Raw genomic sequence first — 25,689 nt, 5'->3', positions numbered from 1 at the left:
GGTGCCAGATGAAGAAATTGTTGAGTACAGCGATGGCTCTGGTTCTGATCATTGGCCTTCTTACCGGATGCTCGGTGGAAAGCCAGGGAGAGAAGACTGAAAGTGTCAGCAATCAGTACTATCTATATTACTTGAACAAAGATGAAACGAAAGTAACAAAGACAAGATATTATCCGGAGCAGGAAAGTGCAGAATTTATGCTCCAGGATTTAATGGGAATCCTGAATGGACAGGAGAGCAGCGGAGAGAACCTGCCTTTGCTTCCAGCAGGAGTTCAGCTGGTGACTTACCGCTTAAATGAATCCCTTCTGGAATTGGAGTTTAATGCTGATTACAGTAATATTTCCCGAACCAGGGAGATTCTGGTGCGCGCAGGTGTGGCAAGAACTTTTCTTCAGATTCCAGGAATCACCGGCATAAAGATTTTTATAGGAAATCAGGAGCTTACCGATTCCAAGGGACAGGCTGTAGGCTTGCTTGACGGCAACACTTTTGTAGAAATGTGGGGCTCTGATAAAGATGCGTATCGGTATGATACTTTTACTCTGTATTTTACAGACAAGACAGGAGAGCATCTTGTGGCAGAACAGAGAAATGTATATTATAAGAGAATTCTGCCAAGAGAGAGAGTAATACTGGAACAGCTTGCCAAAGGACCGATGGTGAAAGGGCATTATCCAACAATTCCGCAGAATACGGATATTCTGGGAATAGAGGTGTCTGATAATGTGTGCTATGTGGATTTTAGTTCCGCTTTTTCAGATTCAGGAATTGATATCCCGGTGAACACCATGATCTATTCCGTGGTAAATTCTCTTCTGGATACGACATCTGCTGATAAAGTGCAGATTTCAATCGAAGGTGATACAGAGGCTAAGTTAAGTGATGGAACATCTTTGTACAGTCTTTTCAGTAAAAATACAGATCTGATCCTGAAAGAGAATTAGAGCGTGTTTGAAAAAATCAATCAATAACGCTTATAAAATGAAATACTAAAGGAGTTTATAAATGACGAAAAGACCGCTTTGCATGGTGTGTCTGGTCTTGATGCTCCTTATGTGTGTGGCCGACCGGGCAGGATTTCCACTGATCAGAGGGAATCCTGTTCCGGAAAATGTGGACTCCTGGATCCGGGAACATCCCAAGGTCACAATCTGCGGAGAAGTGACACAGACCACAGAAAATGAATTTTCACAATCTGTTTATCTTAGCAATACATATCTGATTTATCAACCAAAGAAGAATCAATCAAAGGAAAATCAACCGAAGAAAATATCTATTGAAAATGTAAAAGTATTTTTAAAGAAAAAAGAAGATGTTCCGGCAGGAACTGTTGTTTTGGTGTCTGGAAATCTGGAGAGAGTAGGTGAGATGCGAAATCCAGGAGAATTTGATGCCAGACAGTATTATGCCAGCCAGCATATTTTCTATTTTATGAAAAAGGCGGAATTGTTAAAAAAATCGGAAAATTATTCTGCTTATCGACAAGGTATGAATGATCTAAGGAAATATCTCAGTAAAGTTCTGAATGGAATTGGTGGAAAAGAAGCCGGGGTTTTTCAGGCAATTGTTCTCGGGGATAAAAGCAGTCTGGATGAGGAAGTAAAGCTTCGCTACCAGATGGCTGGTATTGTGCATGTTCTGGCAATTTCGGGGCTGCATATCAGTGTGATTGGGATGGGAATTTATAATCTTCTGATGAAGACTGGAATGGGAATCTGGCCGTCTGGGATAATTGCCCTGCTGATTTTGCTTCAATACGGCGTGATGACTGGTGGAAGTGTGTCTACTATGCGTGCAGTCTGTATGTTTTTGATATCTGTAGGGGCGAAAATAACCGGAAGGATTTATGATCTGCCAACGGCGCTGGCTGTTTCGGCTATGTTAATTCTTGGAGATTCAGGAGCATATTTATATAACAGTGGGTTCCTTTTGTCATTTAGCGCGGTAGCAGGAGCTGGCGTAGTGGTTCCTGCATTAACAAAGAGTATGGATTTATCCCGTATTGAAAAGGGGGAAAATGTGCGGAGAAAAAAGAGTGTATGGAAAAGACATGCTGGAAAAAAGTTTAAAAATATTTGCTGTATGATTTTAGGAAAACATACAGGGCAAATATATGAAAAGTTTGCCGGAGGTTTTTGCAAAGCAAATCTGGCTTTAGGCGCATCTATAGGAATACAGCTGACCATGCTTCCTGTTTCCTTATATTTTTTCGGAGAAGTTTCACTGGTTGGAATTTTTTTAAATTTGCTGGTGCTTCCTACAGTAGGAGTTGTTCTGGGAAGCGGAGTTATTGGATTGCTTGCTGGGTGTGTAAGCTTTTCCGTTGGGCGTGTTGTGATTTTGCCTGGAAAGGTTCTTGCTGGAATTTATGAAGAGTTATGTAAACTATCTGGGAATCTGCCTTTTGGCATCTGGATCACAGGACAACCAAAGCTGTGGCAGGTGGCTGTATATTATATTTTGTTTGCAGGAGCAGTCTGGATACTTACACAGAAAGGGAAGAGGGAGAGAAAAATAATTGCTTTCGTAGTTGTATGCCTGGCCATGTCTATTCTTATATGGCGTGAGCCGGAACCATTTTCTGTCAGCTGTCTGGATGTGGGACAGGGCGACGGGCTTGTGCTGCGGACGCCGGAAGGGAATTGCTTTCTGGTGGATGGTGGAAGCACAAACAAATCAGGTGTGGGACAATATCAGGTTTTACCGTATCTGAAAAATCAGGGGATTTCTCAGATTGATGGAATTTTTATATCTCATACAGATCAGGATCATATCAGTGGTGTACAGGAAATATTGGAGATGGCTGTAAAAAAACTGAATTCAGTAAATTGGGATGCTTGTATCTGCCTGAGTGGGAAAATCCTCCTGCTGCATGGGAAAAACTGAAACAGACAGCAAAAGCGGCCGGAATTCCAGTGAGAACCCTGAAGGAAGGAGACTGCCTGAATGCAGGTAAATTGCAATTGCAGATAATTGCTCCTGCTGTCAGCGCTTCTGGCGCAGACGTAAATGAAGATGGTATGGTGATTAAAGTAAAATATGAGGAGTTTCTTGGCCTTTTGACAGGTGATATCGGGGAAGAAACGGAAAAGAAATTGCTGGAATTGGGAATGTTGGAAGATGTGGACTTTTTGAAGGTGGGACACCATGGCTCCCATTACTCTACCTGTCAACAGTTTCTTGATACAGTGCGCCCGGAATATGCTGTGATTTCCTGCTCTTCTACCAATACCTATGGCCACCCGTCACCGGAAATTACGAAACGCCTGGAAGAAACCGGGTGCCAGACCAGTTTTACTATGGAGAGCGGTGCTGTGAAAGTTTGCTGGGAGAAAGAGGGGATAAGGATTAAGAAATTTTTGGAAAAGGGAAATAGTATGTAGAGCGAAAAAGGCACTTTTATAAAGACACAATTTGTGGTATGGTTTAGTAGAATGTCGGGTACAGCTCTATCACCCTGGCTGAAAGAGTCTGGGGGGCTACTGGTCAGATCGTGAATAGTAACCTTTGGGGAATGTCCTGACCGACAAGAAGATGACAGGAGCGTATATTTTGAAGAATATCCAGGAAGATATAAAGACGGGCAATTTTAAACAGGCGTATTTGCTGTATGGTGAGGAAGCTTACCTGAAACAGCAGTATAAACATAAACTGGTGCAGGCGCTGAATCCAGAAGATGACACCATGAATTTTAATCATTATGAGGGTCGGAACATTGATGTGAAGGAACTGATCGACCTTTGTGAGACCATGCCTTTTTTTGCAGACCGTAGGGTGGTTTTGTTGGAAGATACCGGCTTTTTTAAGAATAAATGTGATGAACTGGCTGATTATATGAAAGAACTGCCAGACTATCTTTGCCTTATTTTTGTAGAAAATGAGGTGGATAAAAGAAACCGTATGTATAAAGCCGTAAAGGCAGCAGGTAGAATCGGAGAATTTGTGCAGCAGGATGAGAAAACGCTAATGCGCTGGGCTGCCGGGCTTCTGAAAAAAGAAGGCAAGATGATCACCCAGCGGGATATGGAACTCCTTCTTACCATGACTGGCGTGGACATGGGAACCTGCGGATGGAACTGGAAAAGATAATTTCCTATACCGGTGACCGGGATGTGGTAACGGGAGAGGATATTCAGCAGGTTTGTACCACTCAGATCCAGAATAAGATTTTTGATATGGTCCGGGCAGTAACGGAGAAAAATCAGAAGAGAGCACTGGATCTGTATTATGATCTTCTCACGCTGAAGGAGCCCCCGATGAGAATTCTTTTTCTTTTGGCGAAACAGTTTCGCCAGCTGCTTCTGGTAAAAGAATATGCAGAAGAAGGAATCCCTCAGCCGGTGATGGCATCAAGACTGGGAGTGCCGTCTTTTGTGGTGAAAAATATTGCAGTCTGTGCAAGATCCTATAGAATCAGTGAACTTCGTCAGGCAGTGACGGATTTTGTGGATGCAGAGGAAGCTGTGAAGACAGGCAGATTGCAGGATGTGCTTAGTGTGGAATTACTGATCGTGAAGTATAGTTCAGCCAGAAGATGACGTTTTGGTGCAGGCTATGATGTTTGCAAAAATAGGCAGTGGGCTGAACAGGAATGCAAAAAAAATACAGAAAAAGGCAGTCGATGACGGTTCGACTGCCTTAATTTCACTTATAAGCTTATAACTAAAAATTCAGATATCTATTAGCCAATGCTGTTAACGGCTTTGGATAAACGGGAAACTTTTCTTGCGCAGTTGTTTTTGTGATAAACACCTTTGGAAGTTGCTTTGCTGATTGTAGAGATAGCCTCTTTTAATGCAACCTCTGCTGCTGCCTTATCGTTGTTTGCTACTGCCGCGTCAACTTTTCTGATGGAAGTCTTAACAGCAGAACGGATAGATTTGTTTCTCGCAGCTTTTGTTCTGTTAACTAAAATTCTCTTTTTTGCAGATTTGATGTTAGCCAATTCGTACACCTCCAATTCGTGAATGATGATTAATTTTTTGCATCATAAGAACAGACACGGGCGTTCCTATGAACATGCTTATATAGTTTATAATAATTACCTTGGATTGTCAATACATATTTTTACAAAAATGCTTGACATACATATTTTTGCAAAAAAGTGGGGAGATTATATAAAAATCGAAAGGTGTGGCTGTGAAAGGTATGAATTGCAATGAGAAATACATTTTGCACATAGAAAACAGCAGGGCGGAGCCGGTGATATGGGAGAATTTGGGAAAGTATGGAGGAACTGATATGCTGGGAACTTATAAGATCAGAACCGATTTGGCGGTAGAGGCAAGAGAACGCTTTACAGAGGACAATGTAGAAGTGCGCGGGGTGGAGGTTCAGGAAGATTATAATGAGGAAAAAGACATTCGAACCACTGTGGTGAAAATAACCACGGAAAATGGTGCCAGGGCGATGGGGAGACCTCAGGGGACATATATTACAATTGAATCGGAAGGGCTTTCAGCGCCAGATGAGGACTATCACAGGGAAGTGTCTGAAGAACTTTCCAGACATTTACGCCAGCTGATCGGTCTGGAAAAGGAAAAGTCCGTGCTTATTGTTGGGCTTGGAAATCCGGGTATTACGGCGGATTCATTGGGACCGGAAGTAATTGGGAATCTTCATATGACACGCCATCTGATCCGCGAGTATGGACTGAAAAGTACAGAAAAGCAGATTCTTCATGCAATCAGCGGAATTGTTCCAGGAGTAATGGGGCAGACTGGAATGGAAACTTCGGAAATCGTGGAGGGCGTGGTGGAAATAACACGGCCAGATGTAGTGATCGCTGTGGATGCTCTTGCCGCAAGAAATACCAGGCGCCTTAATCGGACCATTCAAATCACGGATACAGGAATTACTCCGGGATCAGGGGTGGGAAACCACAGAAATGGTCTTACAGAAGAAAATCTGAATGTAAAAGTGATTGGGATCGGAGTGCCTACGGTGGTGGATGCGGCGACTATTGTTCATGATTCTATGGCTCATTTGCTTGAGACACTGGACGAGGCCGAACAGAAAGAATTTTTGGAAGAAATGATTTCCCCACATCTTCATGGAATGTTTGTGACGCCGAAAGATGTGGACGAGACCATAAAATATCTGAGTTTTACGATTTCAGAAGGATTAAATATGACTTTTGCAGAGATCTATTAGAGCGTGTTTGAAAAAGGCTTTCTGCAAGATGTGAGTCACAATTTGTGGGAGATTTTGCCCAGATGAGGGCACCGTAGCGGGCTACGGCAACCGAATTCGGGTGAAATCTCCCGCAAAGCAGGGTGTGCAGATTGCGGGAATGATTTTTCAAACACGCTCTGGCGCATGAAGCTGATGTAAAGGTGGTGAGCTGTGGAAAAATACTGAAAATATGGAAAGTTAGCCTAAAAAAAGAAACATACGGAGGAAAAATCTGTCATAGGATAACCTTAAAGAGGTGATTTCGTGACAAAAGTCCAGAAGGTTTTCTGCGTGTTTCTTTGTCTGTGTTTTTTTGCGGTTCTGGCTATGCTGCCAGGACCTTTTTCCATGCGGGAAATTGTGCATAATGTGTACAGGCAGTTTCCGTTCTATTATTTTACAGAGGAAAAAGCACAGGAAACCTGGATGGAAATGGATGGGGAAACTCTGGCTGAGATTGGGAAGAGAAATGGAGCATATTTAGAAGAAGTTGCAGAGAATGAGCGTAATTTGCGAGAGGAAAATGCAAAGAAATCCAAGGAAGCCAATCTGGAAAAAAACAGCAGTGTTTCTGAGGAAAGTAAAAAAATAAATAATACAGATAAAATAGAAAATAAAGATAACTCTGAGATGTCAGAAATCATAGAAAATAGTGAAAATCACTTAAAGTCAGAAACTCAGCCTGCAAATACCCTTCCTCAGTCTAACATCGTTCTCCCGCATCCAATTCTGGATCTGTCCAGAGACAAGCTGTCGGATTACGATTATCTAATGAACAATTTTTACATTGTAGATGAGAACACAGATGCATCTGCCGTAAAAATAAATGCTGCTGAATTTCTGGCAGAGGATTTTTCCTTGAGTCATGGACCGTTGGAGCCGCAGATTCTAATTTATCACAGTCACTCCCAGGAAACGTTTTCCGATTCCAGGGAAGGAGAAGAGGAAGATACGATTGTGGGTGTTGGAAATTATCTGACCAGTTTGCTGTCAGAAAAATATGGTTATCAGGTGATCCATATAAAAGAAGCTTTTGATATGATGAGCGGAGAACTGGATCGGAATAAGGCCTATAATTATGCTTGTGATTACGTAGAAAAGGTTTTGGAAGAAAATCCGTCTGTGGAGGTGGTTATTGATCTGCACAGAGATGGCATCGATGAAGACAGACGGCTGGTAACTGAAATAAACGGAAAAGATACTGCGCAGATTCTTTTTTATAATGGCCTTAGCTACACGAATGACCAGGGGAAGGTTTCTTATTTGCCAAATCCTTACATACAGGACAATCTTGCTTTTTCTTTTCAGCTGGAATATCAGGCGGCGTTGTATTATCCTGATTTTTACAGAGGGATTTACCTGGCGGGCTTGCGCTACAATCTTCATTTACGAAAAAGAGCCCTGCTTCTGGAAGCCGGTGCCCAGACAAATACGGTGCAGGAAGTAAAAAACGCCATGGAACCCTTTGCAGACATTTTGAACAGAGTGTTAAAGGGCTGCGGAACAGGATAAAAATAATATAATTTATCCCGTCAAGAACGTTACTGTGAACGGAGTGAACAGGAACCATATAAAAGGAAGTGACAAACAGATTTAATCTGTGCTATAATCTCTTGATAGAATAAACAGTAAAGCATAACCAGAGGAGGAATGTCTGGAATGACAGACCAGAGTAAAATTCGAAATTTTTGTATTATTGCACATATTGACCACGGTAAATCTACACTGGCCGACAGAATTATAGAGATGACAGGACTTTTGACTGAGAGGGAAATGCAGGCCCAGGTTCTGGATAATATGGAACTGGAGAGAGAACGTGGAATTACCATCAAATCCCAGGCTGTCCGCACGGTATATCATGGAAAAGATGGAGAAGAGTATATTTTCAATCTGATCGATACACCTGGACATGTGGATTTTAACTATGAAGTTTCACGAAGCCTTGCAGCCTGCGACGGTGCCATCCTTGTAGTTGACGCTGCACAGGGAATTGAAGCGCAGACGCTGGCAAATGTTTATATGGCACTGGATCATGATCTTGAGGTTATTCCAGTAATCAATAAGGTTGATCTTCCAAGTGCAGAGCCAGAGCGTGTTATCAATGAAATTGAGGATGTGATTGGACTTGAAGCCCAGGACGCACCGCAGATTTCTGCAAAAACAGGTCTGAATGTAGATCAGGTTCTGGAGCAGGTAGTGGCTAAGATCCCGGCACCTGCAGGAAATCCGGATGCACCGCTGAAGGCGCTTATTTTTGACTCCATTTATGATTCTTATAAGGGTGCCATTGTTTTCTGCCGAATGGTAGATGGAAAAGTCCGCAAAGGCACAACCATCCGTATGATGGCCACTGGATTTGTGGCAGAAGTTGTGGAAGTTGGGTATTTTGGAGCTGGGCAGTTTATTCCATGTGAGGAACTGACAGCTGGAATGGTAGGTTATATTACCGCCAGCATTAAGAACGTAAGAGACACTCGTGTTGGTGATACTATTACAGACAATAGCCGCCCTTGCGAGGAGGCTTTGCCTGGATACAAGAAGGTAAATCCAATGGTTTACTGCGGCCTTTATCCGGCTGACGGAGCGAAATATGGGGATCTTCGTGATGCTTTGGAGAAACTGCAGTTAAATGACGCCTCTTTATTCTATGAGCCGGAGACATCTGTTGCTCTTGGATTTGGTTTCCGCTGCGGATTTCTTGGATTGCTTCATCTGGAAATCATTCAGGAACGTCTGGAGCGTGAATATGACCTGGATCTTGTTACTACAGCTCCAAGCGTTATTTACAAAGTACACAAGACAAACGGCGAAGTGATTGATCTGACAAATCCGACCAATCTTCCAGATCCATCTGAGATCGAATATATGGAAGAGCCAATCGTGAATGCTGAGATTATGGTAACTACAGAATTTATCGGTGCCATTATGGATCTTTGCCAGGAGCGCCGTGGTCAGTATCTTGGCATGGAATATATGGAAGAGACACGAGCTCTTCTGAAATATAAGCTTCCATTGAATGAGATTATTTACGATTTCTTTGATGCCCTGAAATCTCGTTCCAGAGGATATGCGTCTCTGGATTACGAACTTTGTGGTTATGAGAGAAGTGAGCTTGTGAAACTGGATATTCTGGTAAATAAAGAAGAAGTGGATGCCCTTTCTTTTATTGTGCATGCAGATACTTCTTATGAAAGAGGCCGCAAGATGTGCGAGAAGCTGAAAGATGAGATTCCGCGTCAGCTCTTTGAAATTCCAATCCAGGCCGCAATCGGAAGCAAAATCATTGCCAGAGAGACGGTTAAGGCTATGCGTAAAGATGTTCTTGCCAAGTGCTACGGCGGTGATATTTCTCGTAAGAAGAAACTTCTGGAAAAACAGAAGGAAGGTAAGAAGAGAATGCGCCAGGTTGGAAACGTAGAGATTCCGCAGAAAGCATTTATGAGCGTACTGAAACTGGATGAAAATTAATTGTTGTCAATCCTGTGGTGAAAAGCAACAAATAAAGGTGTCTGAGTGTGACTGATTGACATAAGATATATGCCAGCTGGCATCAGACGCGGAGGTATCCGATGAAAGCTAAGATACGTATTCTGACAAGAAGAATAAAGAGAAGTTATAAAAAAGACAGGGAACAGTGGATCAAGGGCGGGATTTTGACAGTGATCCTGCTGGTAATCGTAATTTTTGCAGGCAGCTGTGCATGTGGGAAGAAAACGGTGAAAGCACCAGACGCAGAGTCGCAGGGCGTAATGAAGATCACGCCGATCCCTACAGCAACACCTACGCCGGTACCTCGCCAGGTAAATAAAGATGCGGTAGCGCAAAGCGGAAGCGTGACTATGGTGAATGAGTATCTGGTTCAGAAAGAAGAGGGAAAGGCTGCAGGCAGCAGTAAGAGCGGCTCTTCAGAAGAGCAGACTGCTGCAGATTCGTCTGACAGCGGCAGTGATGCTACTGGAAATTCAACAGATGAAGAAACTGAGACCGGTAGTGAAGATTAATTTTACAGAAACAGCATTGTAAACAGAAGAAAATAAACAATGTGGAGAAAATCAGAATGGGAACAAAGAAGAATGGTTTGGAATTGTACCTTCACATCCCGTTTTGCATAAAGAAATGTGATTATTGTGACTTCCTGTCAGGCCCCTCTACCAGGGCCGGGCAGGAAGCTTATATTTATGCACTTTTACGGGAAATGGAGACGGTTTCAAAGAATCTGAAAAAACGTCCGGTAGATACAGTTTTCATTGGCGGGGGAACACCTTCTGTGCCGGAATGTGATGTAATGGAAAAGCTTTTACAGGGGCTGAGAGATTATTTTTTGTTTTCGGCGGATGCGGAGGTAACGATTGAAGTAAATCCTGGAACATTGACGCCTGAGAAACTTTCTATTTACAGAAAATACGGAATTAACCGGATCAGCATTGGCTTACAGTCGCCAAACAATAAGGAACTGGCTATGCTTGGAAGAATTCATAATTATGCACAGTTTCTGGAAAGCTTTCAGATGGCAAGAGAGGCTGGCTTTTCCAATATAAATGTGGATCTGATGTTTGCCATTCCGGGACAGTGTTATGAAGGTTGGATAGAGAACCTTCGGATGGTGGCGGCACTTGGCCCGGAGCACATTTCGGCATACAGTCTTATTATTGAAGAGGGCACCCCTTTTTCCAGAAAAAAGCTGGATTTGCCTGATGAAGATACGGAGTACCGCATGTATGAAGATGTTGCTGTAGTTCTGAAAGAGTATGGCTATCATCAGTATGAGATTTCCAACTATGCAAAAGCAGGGTGTGAATGCAGACATAATGAAGGATACTGGCAGAGAAAGGATTATCTGGGGCTTGGGCTTGGAGCGGCTTCCTTATTGGGAAAGGAACGTTTTTCCAATACTTCCGATATGCAGGAATATCTGAAAAACAGCAGTGCACCAGAAAAAATTCAAAAAAACTGGGAACTTCTTACAAGAGAAGATGAGATGGCAGAGTTTATGTTTCTTGGACTTCGTATGACACAGGGCGTGTCCAAAAAGGAATTTCAGGAGTATTTTGGCACTGCAATAGAGAATATATATGGAGAAGTTCTGAAAAAATATAAGAAACAGGGACTGCTGTTGGAAGAAAGCGGCAGGATATTTTTATCAAGAGAAGGCGTTCATGTGAGTAATGCAGTGATGGCAGAGTTTTTGCTGTAAGTTTTGGTGGAAAAAGAATTTAGAAATGGTTGACGAACAAATGTTCTTGTGATATTCTTGAAGAACACATTAAGAAATATCTGAGCCGGAGGATTCCGGATCAGATCAGGATACAGGGAGTTACAGCCGGTGCTTTCCGGTTAAGAAATGGAGGAACAGATGGCAGCAGAGAATAAGAAACAGTTTATCAGAATCAGAGGAGCCAATGAGAATAACCTGAAGAATCTCAGTGTGGATATTCCAAGAGATAAGTTTGTAGTTCTTACCGGCTTAAGCGGATCAGGAAAGTCTTCACTGGCATTTGATACGATCTATGCAGAAGGGCAGAGAAGATATATGGAATCTCTGTCTTCCTATGCCAGACAGTTCCTTGGCCAGATGGAAAAGCCAGATGTGGAGAGCATAGAGGGACTTCCACCGGCTATTTCTATTGACCAGAAGTCTACTAACCGCAATCCCAGATCCACAGTAGGAACGGTGACAGAAATTTATGATTATTTCCGTCTTTTATACGCCCGTGTTGGTATTCCACATTGTCCGAAATGCGGCAAGGTGATCGCCAAGCAGACAGTAGACCAGATGGTGGATCAGATTATGGAATTGCCGGAGCGCACCAGGATCCAGCTTCTTGCACCGGTAGTACGAGGACGCAAGGGTACCCATGCGAAATTACTGGATCAGGCCAGACGCAGCGGTTATGTACGTGCGGAAATCGATGGAAATGTGTATGAACTTTCAGAGGAGATTACCCTGGATAAGAATATTAAACACACGATTGCCATTATTGTAGACCGTCTGATCGTGAAGCCTGGAATTGAGAAAAGACTTACAGATTCTCTTGAGACAGTATTGAATCTGGCTGACGGATTGGCTGTGGTGGATACCATGGACGGAAATTATATGAATTTCAGCCAGAGCTTTTCCTGTCCGGATTGTGGAGTCAGTATTGATGAGATCGAGCCAAGAAGTTTTTCGTTTAATAACCCATTTGGGGCCTGCCCGGAGTGCCTTGGCCTTGGTTATAAGATGGAATTTGACCCGGATCTTATGATCCCGGATAAGTCTCTCAGCATTTCTGAAGGGGCTATTGTAGTAATGGGCTGGCAGTCTTGCACAGATAAGAGCAGTTTTACCAATGCTATTCTGAATGCCCTTTGCAGGGAATACGGTTTTGATCTGGATACACCTTTTAAAGATTATCCCAAGAAGATACAGGATATTATTCTGTATGGTACAGGCGGACATTCTGTGAAGGTTTATTATAAGGGACAGCGCGGAGAGGGTGTTTATGATGTGGCTTTTCCAGGCCTTATAAGGAATGTGGAACAGCGCTATAAAGAGACTGGCTCTGAATCTATGAAACAGGAATACGAGAGCTTTATGCAGATCACTCCGTGTAAAGCATGTAGGGGACAGCGACTGAAGAAGGAGTCACTTGCGGTCACGGTAGCGGATAAGAATATTTATGAAATTACCAATATGTCCATTGATAAGCTGAAGAGATTTCTGGCAGAAATGCAGCTGTCTCCGCAGCAGCAGCTTATTGGAAAGCAGATACTAAAGGAGATCAGAGCCAGAGTGGGGTTCCTGGCAGATGTAGGTCTGGAGTACCTTTCCCTGGCACGTGCCACTGGTACTCTGTCTGGCGGAGAGGCACAGAGAATCCGTCTTGCTACCCAGATCGGTTCCGGCCTTGTCGGGGTTGCCTATATTCTGGATGAGCCAAGTATTGGTCTGCATCAGAGGGATAATGATAAACTTCTTGGTGCTTTGATGCACTTAAGAGACCTGGGAAACAGTCTTATAGTGGTTGAACATGATGAGGATACCATGCGCGCAGCGGACTGTATTGTAGATATCGGACCCGGCGCAGGAGAACATGGTGGACAGCTTGTTGGAATGGGCACTGCTGAGGAACTTATGCAGAATCCGAAGTCCATTACAGGAGCATATCTCAGCGGAAAACTGAAAATCCCGGTTCCGGAAGTACGAAAGGAACCTACCGGTTATCTGACTATTAAGGGGGCGGCAGAGAATAATCTCAAACATATAGACGTGGATATTCCTCTTGGAATTATGACCTGCATTACAGGTGTTTCCGGGTCAGGAAAGAGTTCTCTGATCAATGAAATCCTTTATAAACATCTTGCAAGGGATCTGAACAGGGCCCGCGTGATCCCGGGAAAGCATGATGATATTATTGGAATAGACCAGTTGGATAAGGTAATTGCCATTGACCAGTCTCCAATTGGCCGTACACCAAGATCTAATCCTGCTACTTATACAGGCGTATTTGACCAGATCAGAGATCTTTTTGCTGCTACAGCAGATGCCAAGGCAAAGGGGTATAAGAAAGGGCGCTTCAGCTTTAATGTAAAAGGCGGACGCTGTGAAGCCTGCAGTGGTGATGGTATTATTAAAATTGAAATGCACTTCCTGCCAGATGTTTATGTCCCTTGTGAAGTTTGCAAGGGTAAGCGCTATAATCGGGAAACTCTGGAAGTGAAGTATAAGGATAAGAGCATCTACGATGTACTGAATATGACAGTTGAGGAGGCAATGACGTTCTTTGAGAACGTTCCATCCATCAGAAGGAAGATAGAGACCTTATATGATGTCGGTCTTTCTTATATTCGTCTCGGACAGCCTTCCACCACTCTTTCCGGCGGAGAAGCACAGCGTATTAAGCTGGCTGCAGAGCTGAGTAAGCGCAGTACAGGTAAGACTATTTATATTCTGGATGAGCCTACCACCGGATTGCATTTTGCAGATGTTCAGAAACTGGTGGAGATTTTGCGTCGACTTTCGGATGGTGGAAATACGGTTGTTGTAATTGAACACAATCTGGACGTGATCAAGACCGCTGATTATATAATTGATATCGGACCGGAAGGCGGAGATGGCGGGGGAACAGTTGTTGCCAAGGGAACACCTGAAGAAGTGGCGAAGAATCCAGCTTCTTATACAGGACGTTATGTTGCGAAATATTTGAAGTGATTCTGATAATAAACCTCTTTCCAATTGAAGCATTTTTGTTTATAATGGTACGAAGACTATTAATTATGAAAAATCTATGAGACACTTATAAAGTCACATCTGCAGAATGTGGTGTTTATGATTACAGTTCGGAATGTGAATGGTAATCATTTACGGCACAATTCTTGCAGAGAAAGTGTGACAAAGTGTTTTGAGAGAAAGGGGAATTTAATGCCTGCCAGTGATATTGGAATTGACCTGGGAACCAGAAACAGTCAGGTATATTCCACTGGACGGGGGCTGGTAGTCAGTGAGCCGTCTATAGTGGTTTATGATAAGAACTCAGAGAAAATAAAAGCAATCGGTGAGGAAGCCAGACAGATGACCGGACATGTTTCATCAAATATGGAAGTAATCCGGCCAATCCGCCAGGGAGTGATCGTAGATTATACGGTTATGGAGAAGATGCTGAAATATTTCATTTCCAAGGCAATGGGTCGCCATGCCTTTCGAAAGCCTAGAATCAGTATCTGTATCCCCAGCGGAACCACAGAGATTGAAAGAAAGGCAGTAGAGGAAGCTACTTATCAGGCCGGAGCAAGGGAAGTGTTTCTTGTGGAAGAGCCGATTGCAGCTGCAATTGGTGCCGGAGTAGATGTGACGAAGCCTTTTGGTAATCTGATTGTGGATATAGGAGGCGGAACCACTGATGTTGCCGTGATTTCCATGGCTGGCTCTGTTGTGTCTGCTTCCGTAAAGGTTGCCGGAGATAATTTCGACCAGGCAATCATGAGCTATGTGAGAAAAAATCACAGCCTTTTTATTGGGGAAGAGGCCGCTGAGAACATAAAAATAAAAATCGGAACTGCCTGCCAGGAAGCATCTCCGCGGATGCTGGAGGTAAAAGGCAGAAATGTGATCACCGGACTTCCCAAGGTTGTAACTCTGACTTCAGAAGAAATCCGTATTGCATTGAGGGATGCTACCAATCAGATTGTGGAGACTGTGCACGGAGTGCTTGAGAAAACTCCGCCGGAACTGGCTGCAGATATTGTAGACAGAGGAATTGTTCTCACAGGTGGCGGAGCATTGCTCCATGGAATGGACACCCTCATTGAGCAGAAGACCGGCGTAAGCACTCTTACTGTGCAGGATGCTATGTCTGCGGTTGTGGTGGGAACCGGTAAATATGCGGAAGTAATTACCAGGATGGAAGAATAATCTGATTGCTTTGAAAAGCGTAAACAGTAACATATAATTTGGCTATTCTGTTTTGCAAAAGATAAAATATTATGTAAACTATAATGAAAAGGGTACTGCGTTCTAGAGCGTGTTTGAAAAAGGCTTTCTGCAAAGTGGGGCGTGCAGATTGCGGGAATACTTTTTCAAACACATTCTAGCAGTGCCCTTTGGTTAGTGCTGGCGGCAGGAGAAGAACAAATGAGTGAGAAAGTTACAGGCTATATAGATCATGTCATATTCCGCAATGATGAAAATGGATATACAGTTATGGTTCTTAAGACCGCGGATTCAGAGGAAGAGCTGACTTGTGTAGGAACATTTCCTGACGTTACACAGGGTGTGACCATTGAAGCTGAGGGACAGTTTTCCCAGCACCATATATACGGCAGACAATTTAATATCCAGTCTTATGCGGAAAAGGCACCAGAGGACACCCAGGCTATGGAACGTTATCTGGGTTCCGGAGCGATTAAAGGGGTAGGTGCAGCACTTGCTGCCAGAATTGTGCGGTGTTTTGGCGAGGATACCCTTAGAATAGTGGAAGAAGAACCGGAAAGGCTGGCGGAAGTCAAGGGAATCAGTGAGAAGAAAGCCAGAGAGATTGCAGTACAGGTGACTGAGAAGGCAGATATGCGAAAAGCCATGATGTTTCTGCAGAAATATGGCATTTCCCTGAATCTTGGAGCAAAGATATATCAGAAATATGGTCAGTCCGTATACAGTGTGCTTCAGGAGAATCCCTATCGTCTGGCAGATGATATCTCGGGAGTTGGCTTTAAAATTGCAGACACCATTGCGTCACGTATTGGTATACATGCAGATTCAGATTACAGGATCCGCAGCGGTATGATGTATACTCTTCTCCAGGCTTCAGGGGAAGGACATGTATATCTTCCGAGGACGAACTGTTTGACAGAGCTTCCCAGCTGCTTCAGGTAGATGTTTCTTATATGGAGAAACATCTGATGGATATGGCAATTGACCGGAAAGTTGTTTTAAAAGAGAATGACAGAGAGGTACTGGTTTATCCAAGCCAGTATTACCGCTTGGAACTGAATACAGCAAGAATGCTCACTGAATTAAATATCCGTTATCCACAGAATGAGCAGATGATGGAGCGAAGAATTGCCCAGATTGAGAAAGAAACAGGTACTGTTTTGGAGGAAATGCAGAAGAAGGCTGTTGTAGAGGCTGCTGGAAATGGCCTTTTTGTACTTACAGGAGGACCAGGTACCGGTAAAACTACCACGATCAATGCAATTATTCGTTTTTTCGAGGGCGAAGGCGCAACTCTTCGTCTGGCAGCACCTACAGGACGCGCAGCCAAGCGAATGACAGAAGCTACAGGTTATGAAGCACAGACAATACATCGGCTTCTGGAATTGAACGGTGTGCCGGATGAGGATGGCAGAGAGTCTCAGGGTGTTCATTTTGAACGGAATGCAGAGAATCCGCTGGATACAGATGTAATCATTATTGATGAGATGTCTATGGTGGATATTTTTCTTATGCATTCACTGCTTCTTGCGGTGACTGCGGGAACCAGGATCATTCTGGTAGGAGATGAGAACCAGCTGCCAAGTGTAGGTCCTGGAAATGTGCTGCGGGATATTATTCAAAGCGGCGTTTTTCCAGTAGTAGAACTGAAGAAAATTTTCAGGCAGGCCTCTCACAGTGATATTGTAGTAAATGCACACAAGATCCATAACGGAGAGCAGGTTTCCCTTGATAACAAAAGCCGCGATTTCTTTTTCCTGAAGAGATATGATGCCGATATTATTATCCGCGTGGTCATCGCACTGATTCAGGAGAAACTGCCGAAGTATGTGGATGCAAGACCTTTTGAAATACAGGTTCTGACTCCAATGCGAAAGGGGCTTCTGGGCGTAGAGAGGATGAACCAGATCTTACAGAGATACCTGAATCCACCAGAATCAGGTAAAAAAGAGAAAGAAATTGGAGACCGGCTTTTCCGTGAGGGAGACAAGGTTATGCAGATTCGGAACAACTATCAGCTGGAATGGGAAGTCCGGGGGAAATACGGAATTCCTGTAGAAGAAGGGGTGGGCGTATTTAATGGAGATACTGGCATTCTGAAGGAAATCAATGAATTTGCAGAGACTGCCACTGTGGAATTTGAGGATGGCCGTTTCGCTGACTATTCTTTTAAGCAGCTGGAAGAATTGGAACTTGCCTATGCTATAACCATACATAAATCCCAGGGCTCAGAATATCCGGCAGTTATTCTGCCGCTCCTTTCCGGCCCCAAGATGCTGATGAACCGCAATCTTTTGTATACAGGTGTTACAAGAGCCAGGAAATGTGTTACTGTAGTTGGAAGTGAGGAGACTTTCGGGGAGATGATCCGCAATGAGAAGCAGCAGAAACGTTACAGCTCTCTTTGGGCAAGGATACAGGAACTTTCTGGATCTGTTGTATCCAAGACGGTGTCCTCTGTGTCACAGGATTCTTAGGAACAGCCATCAGTTGATCTGTCTGGACTGTGCCGGAGATTTAAGACCTGTATCGGGGCCACGGTGTTACAAATGCGGAAAACCGGTAAATGGAGATGAAGAATACTGCAGGGACTGCGGCGCCCATCCAGGCGCTTTTGACCAGGGACGCGGGATTTTTCTCTATGATGACCGGATGAGATACTCTATAATGAAATATAAATATTTTGGTTGTCAGGAATACAGCCGCTTTTATGGAAAAGCATTGTATATCTACGGAAAAGATATGCTTGCATTATGGAAGCCGCAGATAATCATTCCGGTTCCGCTTCATAGAAGAAAGCAGCGCATAAGAGGGTTTAATCAAGCTGAACTTCTGGCGAAAGAACTGTCCCGTTATGCTGGGATTCCTGTAGATACTGCTATTCTAAAAAAGTGCCATGCTACCCGATCACAGAAAAAACTGGATGCGGCTGAAAGAAAGAAGAATCTTCAAAAAGCTTTTCAGGTTGTAGGAAATCCTGCAGGAATGCGTATCTTGCTTATTGATGATGTATATACTACTGGAAGTACCATGGATGTGCTGGCAAAGCTTCTGCTGGAAAAGGGAGCATCCCATGTATATTTTCTCACGCTGTGTATTGGAAACAACAGGTAAAAAAATGCTTTTCATGGCATGGGATATATGATACAATCATCCTGTATGAGTATAGCTTTTCAGCTTTAAAAGAAACGCATAAGGAGCCATTTATGATAAACGAAGAAAAAGTAAAGATAATGGACCGGCTTGCTGTATATGAGAAACAGGAAGGCAGAAAGTATCTTCCAGTAAGCAAGTACTACAGGAGTGACTATATTGGTCTGGCGCTGATTAAGAATTTCTTTCTTGTAACAATTGGATATGGATTGATACTGGCTGTGATTGCAGCGTATAATTTGGAATATCTGCTGGATAATGTGCACAAGATGGATCTGATCTCTCTTGGAGTTGTAGTCCTGGGGGGATATATAGGGATATTGGTATTATATTCTGTGCTGACATATATCCAGTACACTGTGAAGTACCATAAGGCGAAGAAGAGTGTAAAACAGTATTACACTCAGCTGACGAAATTAGAGAAAATCTATACTCGTGAAGAAAAGAAATTCGCAGGACGTGAAATGTCAGGAGGATATAGAAAATGACAGCATTACTTGAGTTAAAGCAGAAAATAAAAGAAATATACGGACAGTATGAAATGTATATCCTGCCTGTAATGAAGTTTGTTCTTGCACTGGTTTATTTCCTGTGGATCAATGCGAATATGGGATATATGTCTCGCCTGAATAATGTATTTTTAGTACTGATCCTGGCATTGATCTGTTCCATTTTGCCGTCTTCCGCTATGATGTATATTGGTTTTGTGCTGATCCTTGTTCACAGTTATGCACTTGGAATTGAAATTGCGGCATTTATGCTTGTTCTGATCCTTCTGATGATGATCTTTTTCCTGAGGTTCAGTGGTGAACAGAATGTAACATTTGTATTTACACCGCTTTCCTTTGCATTCAGCCTTCCGGCATTACTTCCTATTGGAAGCGGACTTATGGAGAGCAGTTTATCTGCAATTCCGGCTGGCTGCGGTGTGGTTATGTATTATTTTATCCGTTTTTTAAGATCACAGTCAACAATTCTTGTGAATCCGGATCTGGAGATGACAGATAAGCTGCAGATCATGGCTGACGGTCTGGTACAGAACTGGGGAATGTGGATTGCAGTTGTTGCTTTTGTAGCAGTTATCCTTCTGGTACATCTGATCCGTACCCGCTCTTTTGATCATGCATGGAGGATATCTATTATTACAGGCGGTGTTGCCTATGTGTTTATAATGCTTGTTGGAAGTTTTGGAATGAACCTGAATGCAACTGTTGCAATGGTTCCGCTTTTGATCTGTACGATTGCAGCTGTTCTCCTGGCACTTGTGCTTGAGTTCTTTGCATTTGGAGGAGATTACAGCCGTGCAGAGCGTCTGGAGTATGAGGATGATGAGTACTTCTATTATGTAAAAGCAGTTCCCAAGGCTTCTGTTGCAACTTCCGAGAGAAGTATTAAGAAAATAAATGCAGAACCTGTTCGTGAAGAGCGCAAGGCAGAGGACAACTCTGGTACTTATGCCAATCCAATCTTCCGACAGGATGAGAAGCCTAAAAGAAAGAAAGCTTCTCCAGCAGCAGACAGAAAGCCAAGACAGGCAGAGAAACCTGCTGCTAAGGATATTGATTTTGAAAAAAAGCTTGAAGAATCTCTTAAAGATCTTTAAGGTTACTGCTTGGCAGTGAATGGTAACAAAGAAAGGAGTACACTATGCAGGATATGGCAGTCAGATTATCAGGATATTTGTCAAAACTCTCCCTGCCCAGTCTGGGAGTAACAGACATACTGGAGATTGCCCTGATTTCCTTCTTTATCTATCAGTTTATGGTGTGGATCAAGTTTACCCGCGCTTATACTCTGTTGAAGGGAATTCTGATAGTACTCCTTTTTATTTTATTTGCATATGTGTTGAAAATGAATACGATCCTCTGGATCATTAAGAATCTTTCTACTATACTTCTTACCAGTGTTGTTGTTATTTTCCAGCCAGAACTTCGGAAAATGCTGGAGCAGCTGGGACAGAAGAAGTTTATGGCTTCTATTTTCCCTTTGGATGCCGGCAAAGAGGTACAGGAAAGGTTTACAGATAAAACAATCAATGAGCTTGTGAAGGCATGTTTTGACATGGGAGAAGTAAGAACTGGCGCATTGATCGTCATTGAGCAGAATATCCGCTTAAGTGAATATGAGCGCACAGGAATCAATGTGGATGCAGTTCTTACAAGTCAGCTCCTGATCAATATTTTTGAACATAATACACCACTCCATGATGGCGCTGTCCTGGTGCGTGGCAATCGAATTGTAGCAGCTACCTGTTATCTGCCTCTTTCCGACAATATGGAGCTGAGCAAACAGCTTGGAACCAGACACAGAGCTGGTGTGGGAATTAGTGAAGTAAGTGATTCCCTGACAATTATTGTTTCAGAAGAAACCGGGCAGGTGTCTATGGCCCAGAACGGACAGCTCAGCAGAGGTCTTACCAGTGCTGAACTGAGATCTGCATTGATCAAGGCTCAGAATAAAAAGGTTGTAACTAACAGTAAACTGCGTCATCTGTTGAAAGGAAGAATGAGACATGAAGAAGACAAAGCTGACTAGGAATTTTACCTTGAAGATCATGTCTGTTTTCATCGGATTTCTGATCTGGTTTATTGTGGTAAATGTGGACAATCCGGTATCCAGTAAAAGTATCACCATTGCCGGAGAAAGTGTAGAACTCCAGAATACGGCTTATGTGGATAGTGCAAACATGATGTGTATGCAGGATGATGATCCGGATCCTATAAGGGTTACAATCACAGGAGAGAGAAGACTTCTTTCCAGGATTACTCAGACCAATATAACCTTGACGGCAGATCTGCAGCAGGCAGGAAGCCTTGATACAGATCCGGTTATGGTTCCAATCACTGCCTCCTGTCCGGGAATCAGCCCCGAGAATATTAAAGTGACACCACAGTATCTCAGTGTCAGACTGGAAGAAAAAGTAACACAGGAGTTTCTGGTTAATGTAAATTACGGTTCCAGCCAGCCGGGCAAGGGCTACGAGGTTGGTTCCCAGACTGCAAGTCCGGAGAAAGTTAAAATTACAGGTCCGAAATCTCTTGTGAATAAAATTGATAAAGTAAATGCGACCGTTGATGTTGATGGCCGAACAAAGGATTTTTCCGAAGAGGCAGAACTGAATATTATTGATAAGAATCAGGACAGTCTTGCCGGAAGAATGGCTTATCTCACCATAGATAATACCAAAGTTGTTGTTACAACTAAATTTTGGAAGATTCGCACAGGCGTTAATATTGGTGCGGACTATGTAGGTGTGCCGGCAGATGGCTATCAGGTGGAGAGTGTGACTACTGTTCCGGATACTGTAAGTATTGCGGGAACAGATGAGGCATTGGAGACTCTGAAGCAGAATGACAACACGATCTGGATAGGCGGTACTGATATTGATATTACAGGAGAGACAACTGATATTGAGAAGAAAGTCAGTCTGAAAGATGTGCTTCCTGAGGATGTGAAGCTGACAAGCGGAACCAGTGAGGACGTTTGGGTGAAGGTAAGTATTTTACCTATTGGAAGTCATTCATATGGTCTTCCCTCCAATCAGGTTACGGTAGATAACCTTGCTGATAATCTTCTGGTAACATTTGGAACAGATAAGATTGAAATCCGCGTGAAAGCAACAGCTGGAGAGCTTGATGACTTTAATCTTGACGAAGTGAAAGCTTCTGTTGATCTGAAGGATATGGAAGTAGGAAGCTATCAGATCCCTGTGACTGTGAAGCTGCCTAAGGGATTTGAACTTCTGGATGATGTGGTTGCAGATGTGACTATATCAGAAGTTTCCAATTCAGATACTAATAATGAATGAGCTGTTGTTTACGGATAACGTTTGGCGAAATATATTGCCATGGATCTAGAGAACAGCAGCAATAAGGGAGAGAAACTATGGTAAGTGAGAAAGTAAGGGTGAACAATCCTTCCGGCCTTCATTTACGACCGGCAGGCATTCTTTGTAAGGAAGCTATGAAATATAAATCTCTTATAACATTTCAGTATGGTCAGGGGTCTGCCAATGCCAAAAGCGTGCTCAGTGTTCTGGGCGCGTGTGTGAAATGTGGTGATGAGATTACTATATTTTGCGAAGGCGAGGACGAAACAGAGGCTTTAAGAAATCTTGTAACTGTTATCAATAATGGTTTAGGAGAATAAGATTTACAACGTTACAATAGGGAGGCATAAAGTGAAAAAGAGAGTAGCAGCCGCAGTTTTAGGGATTATGTTAAGTATGTCCATGGGTCTGGAGGTTCCAGCCGCAGCTTTGGATAGCGGATTTGAATCCGGATTTACATCTGAACAGGCAGCAGATGTGCAAACAGAAGACGGAGCCGAAGCAGTACAGCCGTCTGAGGATACAGAGGTGCCTGCAGATACGGCAGCAGCTGAGGAGCAGCAGGTACAGGAAAGCCAGGACAAGGAAGAACATACAGACAGCGAAAATTCAGAAGAAAGTACAGATGGTTTTTTCGATGGCTTTACTTCAGGTGAAACAGTGGAGGAGAATGGAAGTACTGCTCCGGTAGATGGATTTGAAGCTGTTCCTGAAGGCACATTGGATGGGACTCAGGAAGTACAGGCAGATAATTCAGGCGGAGTATTTGACTGGAAAGAATGGGAGCAGACAGCTGATGGTTTTAGCTTCGCAAGAAGAAATCAGCTGTAAGTGCAGCTGCTGAGGCTCAGAATGTGGCTGGTTCTGATGAGATTCAGGCTTTTGATGAAGTCCAGGAGAATGGCGAAGCAGCAGGTACGGAAAGTGTAGAGGCTGAAGGAACAACTGCTCAGGCTGAATATTATACTGCGGCAGATGGAATTGTAGAGATTACTACAAGAAACGAGGCTGGAGCAGTTCATACAGGAAGTTATCTGTTTGATGCCAATGGATTTCTGGTTACTGGCATTAAGACTTTAGCTGGAACGGAGAGTGCAAATGGGGCTGTTGGTGAATTCTATTTTACAGCTTCCGATAGTGCACAGGCATATACAGAATATAATGGACAGGGTGCTGCACTGGTTCCGTGGAAGACCACACTTGGTCAGATGAAGAAGGATTACTGGCTGTGGAACAAAGAAAGCAGAAACTTCCATTATTATGGCGCAGATGGTAAGACATTAACCACTGCACAGCTGGATGAAGCCGCCAAGGCAAATAATACATATACAGGATATTATAAGATCAATGATGAGTATTATTGTCTGGATGAGAATGGAACACCACGTACAGGGGATGTTACTCTGACAGTAAACGGAGTAGCTGCACAGTACTACTTCCAGCCAGCAGAAACAGATCAGGAAATTCCAGGAAAGATGTACCGTGATGGATGGAAGAGTTTTGTAGGAACAGCCGGTGAGCAGTGGAAATATTATGATTCCGGTGAGCTGGACAGCAGTAAGATTGGACAGCTTATGGTTCATGGCGTTATTGTAACAGATCTTGACGGACATAAAGATGCGGAAAATTCCTATCTGATCGATAAGAATGGCTATCTTCTTAAGAAGACTATGAAGAAAGCCACAGATGGCAAATATTATCTGACAGATAAGAATGGTTGCATTTATAAGAATCGTATTGTCACTTATAAAAAGAAACAATATTATGTAACAGAAACCGGTGCAAGAGCAACATGGAAAAAGGTATGGCACCGCTGTCCTGGGGCTGGAAACAGAATGTACTATTTTGGTTCTACTGCTGGCCGGATTGTGAAGAAAACCGGATGGCAGAAAGTAACCACCTCTAAGGGGAAATTCTATGGCTGGTTCCTGTTCAATAAAAAAGGAAAGCATTACGCCAATACACTGAGAAACGGATATTATTTCAAAGCTGACGGAAGACTTGCCAGCGGAGTTACCGTAATCAATGGCAAGAGTTATTTCTTTAAACCATCTACATCTAATACAAGAAATGGCCAGATGGTTAAGAATGAAATGTTTGTTTACAAGAAAAAAACATATTTTGCAGACTCTAAGGGTGTACTTCGCAAGAGCGGATGGCAGAAGATTGATGGAAACTGGTATTACTTCAAGAATATGAGTCTTGTGAAGAATGCATTCGTGAAGAAAGGCAAAAAATACGGATATGTAGATGCCACTGGTAAGTTCACTACAGGCTGGGTAGTTGTAGACAATTCCCAGAATCTGGTTCGTTACATTAACCCGGATAAGAAGGGCTTTGTACAAAATGAATCCAAGTGGATTGATGGCAAGCTGTATTACTTTGATAAGAATGGTTACAGAATCAATGACGTGACAAATATTTACAAATCAGGATATACAGTTGAAGTGGATCGTGTAAATGGTGTTATGACAATTTATGCAGATGCGAACCGTACAATTCCGGTTAAGACCATTCGTGTTTCAGTAGGCAATCCTGGAACAGATACTCCGACAGGTAGATATAAACTGACAAGATACAGCAGATGGCAGGCGCTTATGGGACCGTCCTGGGGACAGTATGGTACTCATGTAGATGGTGCTGGTCAGGGCGGAATTTTCGTCCATTCTATTGCATGCGGCTCAGCAAACAGCTATAATTTGCCGGTTAGTGCATATCTTAAGCTTGGAAGCCCAGCTTCCCATGGCTGTATCCGTACCTGTGTTGCCGATGCAAAATGGGTATATGAGAACTGCAATGGTTCCACTATTTATATTTTCGATGGAACCTATAAATCTGATGAGGTATTCAAAGGACCGCTGGGACGTCGCGCAATTACACCGCTGAAGGGAATTAAGAATGGCGGATACTACGATCCGACCGATCCAGCAGCTTAATAGCTTACTCTGAAAGATATTCGTTGATAAAAAAAACGACATAAAAAGCCAAAAAGAGTGTCTTAAAATTATCAGATTTGATGATTTTAAGGCACCTTTTTACTGTTTTGGAGAATAACATTGAAATTTGAAAATGGAAACTGTATAATAACAAAGTAACACATTTTTAACATCTTGTAAGAAAC

General features: G+C 43.1%; 23 protein-coding genes and 1 pseudogene. 22 read left to right on the top strand and 2 right to left on the bottom strand.

Translation table 11 applies throughout. The annotated features are described in order from the left end of the window. Window positions 1-8: 8 nt before the first annotated feature. From DW904_RS09410 to holA (DW904_RS25395), 5 genes are all read left to right on the top strand, one after another. Window positions 9-947, top strand: coding sequence for a GerMN domain-containing protein (locus DW904_RS09410; RefSeq protein ID WP_173716154.1), 939 nt, complete (start codon window positions 9-11; stop codon window positions 945-947). A gap of 61 nt (window positions 948-1,008) precedes the next feature. Beyond that, window positions 1,009-2,889: a ComEC/Rec2 family competence protein gene (locus DW904_RS09405; protein ID WP_118579722.1), complete on the top strand. Its 1,881-nt coding sequence runs from the start codon at window positions 1,009-1,011 to the stop codon at window positions 2,887-2,889. A gap of 29 nt (window positions 2,890-2,918) precedes the next feature. Further along, the gene (locus DW904_RS09400; protein ID WP_147422308.1) at window positions 2,919-3,386 is read left to right on the top strand and encodes a hypothetical protein; all 468 of its coding nucleotides are present in this window, start codon (window positions 2,919-2,921) and stop codon (window positions 3,384-3,386) included. 169 nt (window positions 3,387-3,555) lie between these two features. Beyond that, entirely contained in the window at window positions 3,556-4,092 is a 537-nt protein-coding gene (gene holA, locus DW904_RS25400; RefSeq protein ID WP_347562087.1) for a DNA polymerase III subunit delta, read from the top strand. Further along, complete coding sequence (gene holA / locus DW904_RS25395; RefSeq protein WP_347562085.1) at window positions 4,074-4,541, top strand: DNA polymerase III subunit delta; 468 nt, start codon at window positions 4,074-4,076, stop codon at window positions 4,539-4,541. The genes holA (DW904_RS25400) and holA (DW904_RS25395) overlap by 19 nt, the downstream gene beginning before the upstream one ends. A 143-nt stretch (window positions 4,542-4,684) precedes the next feature. On the opposite strand, the gene rpsT is transcribed toward holA (DW904_RS25395), so the two are convergent. Continuing rightward, window positions 4,685-4,948: a 30S ribosomal protein S20 gene (gene rpsT, locus DW904_RS09390; protein WP_330382769.1), complete on the bottom strand. Its 264-nt coding sequence runs from the start codon at window positions 4,946-4,948 to the stop codon at window positions 4,685-4,687. A 296-nt stretch (window positions 4,949-5,244) separates the two neighbouring features. On the opposite strand from rpsT, the gene gpr reads away from it, so the two are divergent. Next, window positions 5,245-6,156, top strand: a complete 912-nt coding sequence (gene gpr, locus DW904_RS09385) for a GPR endopeptidase (protein ID WP_118579888.1) — start codon at window positions 5,245-5,247, stop codon at window positions 6,154-6,156. Here the strand turns inward: gpr and DW904_RS25390 are convergent. After that, a complete protein-coding gene (locus tag DW904_RS25390; RefSeq protein ID WP_347562094.1) occupies window positions 6,110-6,277 on the bottom strand; it encodes a DUF6783 domain-containing protein in 168 nt (55 codons plus the stop codon). The two genes, gpr and DW904_RS25390, sit on opposite strands and share 47 nt — an antisense overlap. Between DW904_RS25390 and DW904_RS25385 the strand changes: the two genes are divergently transcribed. The 16 genes and pseudogenes from DW904_RS25385 (at window position 6,251) to DW904_RS09305 (ending at window position 25,504) form a co-directional block, all read left to right on the top strand. Further along, the gene (locus DW904_RS25385; RefSeq protein ID WP_347562093.1) at window positions 6,251-6,325 is read left to right on the top strand and encodes a DUF6783 domain-containing protein; all 75 of its coding nucleotides are present in this window, start codon (window positions 6,251-6,253) and stop codon (window positions 6,323-6,325) included. The two genes, DW904_RS25390 and DW904_RS25385, sit on opposite strands and share 27 nt — an antisense overlap. Before the next feature lie 116 nt (window positions 6,326-6,441). Beyond that, on the top strand, window positions 6,442-7,689 hold the full coding sequence (locus tag DW904_RS09375; protein WP_243110359.1) for a stage II sporulation protein P: 1,248 nt from the start codon (window positions 6,442-6,444) through the stop codon (window positions 7,687-7,689). 147 nt (window positions 7,690-7,836) lie between these two features. Beyond that, window positions 7,837-9,645: a translation elongation factor 4 gene (gene lepA / locus DW904_RS09370; RefSeq protein ID WP_330386328.1), complete on the top strand. Its 1,809-nt coding sequence runs from the start codon at window positions 7,837-7,839 to the stop codon at window positions 9,643-9,645. Between the two features lie 101 nt (window positions 9,646-9,746). Then, complete coding sequence (locus DW904_RS09365) at window positions 9,747-10,178, top strand: hypothetical protein (RefSeq protein WP_118579707.1); 432 nt, start codon at window positions 9,747-9,749, stop codon at window positions 10,176-10,178. Between the two features lie 56 nt (window positions 10,179-10,234). Continuing rightward, window positions 10,235-11,371, top strand: a complete 1,137-nt coding sequence (gene hemW / locus DW904_RS09360; protein ID WP_118579704.1) for a radical SAM family heme chaperone HemW — start codon at window positions 10,235-10,237, stop codon at window positions 11,369-11,371. 159 nt (window positions 11,372-11,530) lie between these two features. Beyond that, window positions 11,531-14,368 (top strand): excinuclease ABC subunit UvrA, encoded by a 2,838-nt coding sequence (gene uvrA, locus DW904_RS09355; RefSeq protein WP_118579701.1) that lies wholly within the window; start codon window positions 11,531-11,533, stop codon window positions 14,366-14,368. A gap of 210 nt (window positions 14,369-14,578) precedes the next feature. Then, entirely contained in the window at window positions 14,579-15,568 is a 990-nt protein-coding gene (locus DW904_RS09350; RefSeq protein WP_118579698.1) for a rod shape-determining protein, read from the top strand. Between the two features lie 219 nt (window positions 15,569-15,787). Beyond that, window positions 15,788-18,063 (top strand): annotated as a pseudogene (locus DW904_RS09345) (ATP-dependent RecD-like DNA helicase). Next, complete coding sequence (locus DW904_RS09340) at window positions 17,960-18,700, top strand: ComF family protein (RefSeq protein ID WP_118579695.1); 741 nt, start codon at window positions 17,960-17,962, stop codon at window positions 18,698-18,700. Before DW904_RS09345 ends, DW904_RS09340 begins: the two are co-directional and overlap by 104 nt. 92 nt (window positions 18,701-18,792) lie before the next feature. Beyond that, a complete protein-coding gene (locus DW904_RS09335; protein WP_118579692.1) occupies window positions 18,793-19,227 on the top strand; it encodes a hypothetical protein in 435 nt (144 codons plus the stop codon). Then, entirely contained in the window at window positions 19,224-20,342 is a 1,119-nt protein-coding gene (locus DW904_RS09330) for a hypothetical protein (protein WP_118579689.1), read from the top strand. The genes DW904_RS09335 and DW904_RS09330 overlap by 4 nt, the downstream gene beginning before the upstream one ends. 44 nt (window positions 20,343-20,386) lie before the next feature. Next, entirely contained in the window at window positions 20,387-21,274 is an 888-nt protein-coding gene (cdaA, locus tag DW904_RS09325; RefSeq protein WP_118579686.1) for a diadenylate cyclase CdaA, read from the top strand. Further along, complete coding sequence (locus DW904_RS09320; protein ID WP_118579683.1) at window positions 21,252-22,547, top strand: CdaR family protein; 1,296 nt, start codon at window positions 21,252-21,254, stop codon at window positions 22,545-22,547. The genes cdaA and DW904_RS09320 overlap by 23 nt, the downstream gene beginning before the upstream one ends. Before the next feature lie 77 nt (window positions 22,548-22,624). Beyond that, the gene (locus DW904_RS09315) at window positions 22,625-22,888 is read left to right on the top strand and encodes an HPr family phosphocarrier protein (protein ID WP_118579680.1); all 264 of its coding nucleotides are present in this window, start codon (window positions 22,625-22,627) and stop codon (window positions 22,886-22,888) included. 31 nt (window positions 22,889-22,919) lie between these two features. Then, a complete protein-coding gene (locus tag DW904_RS09310; protein ID WP_118579677.1) occupies window positions 22,920-23,399 on the top strand; it encodes a hypothetical protein in 480 nt (159 codons plus the stop codon). 23 nt (window positions 23,400-23,422) lie between these two features. Next, window positions 23,423-25,504 (top strand): L,D-transpeptidase, encoded by a 2,082-nt coding sequence (locus tag DW904_RS09305; protein WP_118579674.1) that lies wholly within the window; start codon window positions 23,423-23,425, stop codon window positions 25,502-25,504. Window positions 25,505-25,689: the final 185 nt, after the last annotated feature.

The organism is Ruminococcus sp. AM42-11, from assembly GCF_003480145.1.
Taxonomy (GTDB): Bacteria; Bacillota; Clostridia; order Lachnospirales; family Lachnospiraceae; genus Blautia_A; species Blautia_A faecis.
This window is presented reverse-complemented; position numbering and strand designations above follow the sequence as displayed.

What these genes read in the sequence shown, in the direction of transcription:
- hemW (WP_118579704.1), top strand. Translation starts at nt 10,235, where the DNA reads ATGGGAACAAAGAAGAATGGTTTGGAATTGTACCTTCACATCCCGTTT.
- gpr (WP_118579888.1), top strand. Translation starts at nt 5,245, where the DNA reads ATGCTGGGAACTTATAAGATCAGAACCGATTTGGCGGTAGAGGCAAGA.
- DW904_RS09365 (WP_118579707.1), top strand. Translation starts at nt 9,747, where the DNA reads ATGAAAGCTAAGATACGTATTCTGACAAGAAGAATAAAGAGAAGTTAT.
- DW904_RS09320 (WP_118579683.1), top strand. Translation starts at nt 21,252, where the DNA reads ATGAAGAAGACAAAGCTGACTAGGAATTTTACCTTGAAGATCATGTCT.
- DW904_RS09340 (WP_118579695.1), top strand. Translation starts at nt 17,960, where the DNA reads ATGAGAAGCAGCAGAAACGTTACAGCTCTCTTTGGGCAAGGATACAGG.
- DW904_RS09335 (WP_118579692.1), top strand. Translation starts at nt 18,793, where the DNA reads ATGATAAACGAAGAAAAAGTAAAGATAATGGACCGGCTTGCTGTATAT.
- DW904_RS09405 (WP_118579722.1), top strand. Translation starts at nt 1,009, where the DNA reads ATGACGAAAAGACCGCTTTGCATGGTGTGTCTGGTCTTGATGCTCCTT.
- DW904_RS09350 (WP_118579698.1), top strand. Translation starts at nt 14,579, where the DNA reads ATGCCTGCCAGTGATATTGGAATTGACCTGGGAACCAGAAACAGTCAG.
- uvrA (WP_118579701.1), top strand. Translation starts at nt 11,531, where the DNA reads ATGGCAGCAGAGAATAAGAAACAGTTTATCAGAATCAGAGGAGCCAAT.
- cdaA (WP_118579686.1), top strand. Translation starts at nt 20,387, where the DNA reads ATGCAGGATATGGCAGTCAGATTATCAGGATATTTGTCAAAACTCTCC.
- DW904_RS09315 (WP_118579680.1), top strand. Translation starts at nt 22,625, where the DNA reads ATGGTAAGTGAGAAAGTAAGGGTGAACAATCCTTCCGGCCTTCATTTA.
- DW904_RS09330 (WP_118579689.1), top strand. Translation starts at nt 19,224, where the DNA reads ATGACAGCATTACTTGAGTTAAAGCAGAAAATAAAAGAAATATACGGA.
- lepA (WP_330386328.1), top strand. Translation starts at nt 7,837, where the DNA reads ATGACAGACCAGAGTAAAATTCGAAATTTTTGTATTATTGCACATATT.
- DW904_RS09410 (WP_173716154.1), top strand. Translation starts at nt 9, where the DNA reads ATGAAGAAATTGTTGAGTACAGCGATGGCTCTGGTTCTGATCATTGGC.
- holA (WP_347562085.1), top strand. Translation starts at nt 4,074, where the DNA reads ATGGAACTGGAAAAGATAATTTCCTATACCGGTGACCGGGATGTGGTA.